Here is a 3,376-nt window from a genome sequence, read left to right as displayed (position 1 = left end):
GAAAAAATCGGCTAGTTCCATTATCGGATATGCGCCCGCGTATTTTTTACCGCCGGCGATATCTTTTGACACACCGCCACGCGCTGCTATCTGGGCAAAGTCGCCGACTCTCAAATGCCCCGCCGAGCCGCTTTGTCCGCCCATCACGACGTTGCGTCCAAGCTTGGTAGATCCTGCGAGCCCTACCTGCGAAACCAGTATCGAGCCGTAGCCTATCTCGCAGTTGTGGCCGATTTGCACGAGGTTGTCGATCTTGGCGTATGCTTTTACGACCGTGCTTTCAAACACGCCGCGGTCTATCGTCGTGCATGCGCCGATCTCGACGAAATCCTCTAAAACGACGTTGCCGTTGTGGTAAATTTTCACGTGTTCGCCCGTTTTCGTGTGCGCGTAGCCAAAGCCGTCGCTACCGATGACGGCGTTTGCGTTGATGCGGCAGCCGTTGCCGATAACGGTGTCGTTATAGATGACGACGTTTGGGTGGATGACGCAGTTTGCGCCGATTTTTACATTGTCACCGACGTAGGCGCCCGCCATCACGAGCGTGTTATCGCCGATTATGGCGCCAGAGCCCACGTAAACGTTTGGCATTATCTTTGCGCTTGGCGAAATTTGAGCCGGCTGCGGCTTGGAGGCTAGAAGCTCTTTTGCAAAATATTCGCTCAAAATAGCAAAGGCAAGGTGCGGGTTTTCTACCACTACCGCCCTGCTTTGCGCGCTGGCAAGATCTTTTAAATTTGACGCGACCAAAATCGCGCCCGCCTTTGAGCCCTCGATAAATTTAGCGTTTTTCTCGCTGTCGCAGTAGCCTAGCTCGCTAGATCCTGCGTTTGAGAGCGAATTTAGAGCCGTGATCTCTAGCTCCTCGCCGCTAAATTCCAGTCCTAAAATTTTATAAATTTCGCTTAGTTTCATCACAGATCCATTAGCACCGAGCCGCCGCGCACGACGTCTGTGGGGTTAAATTTTTTGATAGCTTTGAGGAAATTTTCTATCCTGCTCGCGTCGTCGCTGACCATGACGACGATGTAGTTTTCGTTGGTGTTGGCTACGATGCCGTTGTAGGCCTTTAGTATCGCGTCCAGTCCGCCGAAATTTTCGCTAAGCGGGATTTTAACGAGCGCCATTTCCTTTTCGACGAATTCGCCGCTTTCGATGACTTTATAGGTCGGTATTAGCTTGTGTAGTTGCTTTACGATCTGCTCGAGCACGCGCTCGTCGCCGCTAGTAACGATGCTGATACGAGAAAGCTCGGTGCCTGGGATGGGTGCTACCGTGAGCGTGTCGATGTTGTATCCGCGCCCCGCAAAAAGCCCGGAAATGCGCGATAAAACGCCGTGCTCGTTTAGCACGATGACTGAAATCACTCTTCTTATGCTCATTTTTATTCCTTGCTTTTTAAGATCATGTTGTATATCGCCGCGCCCGCAGGAACCATCGGCAGTACGTCCTCAAATCTATCCACGCGTACGTCTAGCACTGCTGTTTTACCGCAGGCCATCGCCTCTTTTAGCGCGGAGCGAAACTCGTCCTTCGTGCGGCACACGAAGCCCGCTCCGCCAAAGCCCTCTGCGATCTTTGCAAAATCAGGCTGCAAGCTAAGGTCGGTCGAGGAGTAGCGCTCGCCGTAGAAAAAGGTCTGCCACTGGCGCACCATGCCTAGGAAATTGTTATTTAAGATGATGTTGATGACGGGTTTGCCGATCTCGGTGGCGGTCATCAGCTCTTGGATATTCATGAGGATCGAGCCGTCGCCGGTGAAATTTACGACGATGTTTTCGGGCTTTGCCGCCTTCGCTCCGACGGCCGCCGGCAGGCCAAAGCCCATAGTCCCCTGGCCTCCGCTAGTTATCAGCTGGCGCGGCCTATCAAACGGATAAAACTGCGCGACCCACATCTGGTGCTGGCCGACGTCGGTGGCGATCACGGCGTCTTTGCCAGATTCTTTTAAAATTTTAGCCGTTTCGCGCACGACCCACTGCGGTTTTATGATCTCGTCGCTATCTTTGTAATCCAGCGGATTTAGCGCGTCGTACCTAGCTAGTATCTCGTGCCACGCGGTCAAATTTTGCTCGTTTACGCTTACTTTTTCCACCATCTCTTCTAGGACGCAGTTTAGATCGCCTACGATCGGGAAGTGCGCGTTTACGATCTTTGAGATCGAGCTAGGGTCGATATCGACGTGGATGATTTTGGCGTGTTTGGCAAATTCGCTGAGCTTGCCCGTCACGCGGTCGTCAAACCGCACGCCAAGCGCAATGATGAGATCGGTCTCGCTCATCGCCATGTTTGCTGCGTAGCTGCCGTGCATGCCGACCATCGAGAGTAGATTTTTATCCTCGTGCGCTAGGACGCCAAGCCCCATCAGCGTTTCGACCGCTGGGATGCCCGTCTTTGCGCTAAATTTACGCACGAGCTCGCTAGCGTTCGCCGCTACGACGCCGCCTCCTAGATAGAGTAGCGGGCGTTTGGCCTCGGCGATGACTTCGAGCGCCTTTTTGATCTGCTTTGCGTTGCCTTTGTAGGTCGGTTTGTACGTCGGCATCTTTATCTCGGTCGGGTAATCAAAATCCCCAACGGCCGCGGTTATATCCTTTGGGATATCGACGTGAACGGGCCCCGGGCGTCCCGAGCGAGCGATATAAAAGGCCTCTTTTAGGATGCGGGGTAGCTCCTCGATACTGCGCACGAGGTAGTTGTGCTTCACGCACGGGCGCGAGATACCCACGGCGTCGATCTCCTGAAAGGCGTCCGTGCCGATAAGCGAGGTCGGAACCTGGCCGCTGATTAATATAAGCGGAATGCTATCCGAGTATGCGGTGGCTAGGCCCGTGACCGCGTTTGTAAAGCCGGGGCCGCTCGTTACAAACGCCACTCCGACCTTGCCGCTAGCGCGCGCGTAGCCGTCTGCAGCGTGCACGGCGGCTTGCTCGTGACGCGTCAAAACGTGCTTGAAATAACTCTGCTTGTACGTCTCGTCGTAGATGTTTAGCGCCGCGCCGCCGGGGTAACCAAAAACCGTCTCTACGCCCTCCTCGCGCAAGGCTTCCATCACCATGCGCGAGCCAGAAATGCCTTTTATCATCTGTATCGCCTTTTGATAAATTTGACCCCGATTATACAGCTTTAAGGTTTAAAAACGCGTAAAATCGGGCTTAGAATTTGGGCCGTACTTTGCAAGGGCTTAAATTTGAGTAAATTTATGAGCGAAATTTAGAGGGATTCAAATTTGGATAATTTTTTAAATTTTACGCGCCGAGACCTGCATCTTTAAAACGCTAAATTTGGTTTGGTTAAATTTGGTGTTGTGCACTAAGCTTTTTGTGTAAGCCAATCATTCTTGTTAAGGGGGAAGGGGCTTGAATTACGCTCTGCT

General features: G+C 52.7%; 3 protein-coding genes. All 3 read right to left on the bottom strand.

Going from position 1 to position 3,376, the window contains the following annotated elements; genetic code table 11:
• Positions 1 to 915 (bottom strand): UDP-3-O-(3-hydroxymyristoyl)glucosamine N-acyltransferase (gene lpxD / locus Q0338_RS08555; protein ID WP_298086381.1); only part of this gene is annotated, 915 nt, incomplete at its 3' end.
• Positions 915 to 1,376: an acetolactate synthase small subunit gene (gene ilvN, locus Q0338_RS08550; protein WP_163026421.1), complete on the bottom strand. Its 462-nt coding sequence runs from the start codon at positions 1,374 to 1,376 to the stop codon at positions 915 to 917. The genes lpxD and ilvN, both read right to left, overlap by 1 nt.
• Positions 1,377 to 1,384: 8 nt before the next feature.
• A complete protein-coding gene (locus Q0338_RS08545; protein WP_298086382.1) occupies positions 1,385 to 3,082 on the bottom strand; it encodes an acetolactate synthase large subunit in 1,698 nt (565 codons plus the stop codon).
• Positions 3,083 to 3,376 lie beyond the last annotated feature (294 nt).

This window comes from uncultured Campylobacter sp. (assembly GCF_938018145.1).
Taxonomy (GTDB): domain Bacteria; phylum Campylobacterota; class Campylobacteria; order Campylobacterales; family Campylobacteraceae; genus Campylobacter_A.
This window is presented reverse-complemented; position numbering and strand designations above follow the sequence as displayed.